Source organism: Pseudomonas sp. S44, from assembly GCF_016624805.1.
In the GTDB taxonomy this organism is placed as follows: domain Bacteria; phylum Pseudomonadota; class Gammaproteobacteria; order Pseudomonadales; family Pseudomonadaceae; genus Aquipseudomonas; species Aquipseudomonas machongensis.
On record NZ_JACVTY010000068.1, the window covers coordinates 1 to 552 of the forward strand.

General features: G+C 57.6%; 1 protein-coding gene. It reads right to left on the minus strand.

Annotated features, from left to right (window positions below; all coding sequences use genetic code 11):
• Positions 1-552, minus strand: a 552-nt coding sequence (locus tag IAE40_RS25560; RefSeq protein WP_200604068.1) for an immunoglobulin-like domain-containing protein, incomplete at both ends; no start/stop codon positions are given.

Below are 552 nucleotides of genomic sequence, written 5' to 3' on the forward strand. Positions count from 1 at the left end.
GAAGCTTGGCTGCTGGTCTTCGGTGACGTTGCCATTGCTGACGATGGTGACCGAAACCTTGTCACCTTCGTTGCCAGTGCCCGGAGTGCCAGTGCCTGGCTCGTCGGTCACGGTAGTGGAGACAGTATCGTCACCGAGGGTCAATTTCTCGAAGTTATCTGCACCCGTAACGCCTTCGAGTTTGTTGACGATCGAAGGTTGGCCGCCAACGTAGACATCGTCAGGGGCGTGAATGGTGATGGTGCCAGTGGCGCTGCCTGCTGGAACGGTAACTTTGGTGCCGTCGCTAAGCGTAAAGACCAACCCATTGTGGCCTTTGACGTCCAAGCCCTGAGCGTTGGTCAGCGTGACGGTATAGGTGATCTCGCCGCCTTCGGACACAGTGGTCTTGTCGGCAGTCAGGGTTGCGACAACCTCACTTTCGGTGTCAGCGATCTGCACGGTTGCCGAACCACCGAGCTCCAGGTTCTCGAAAGTCTTGCCTGGTACGGAAGCGTCGGCAATACCAACGGTCAGGGAGCCCGAGTCTTTGAAGACGTCATCGCCTTGAGC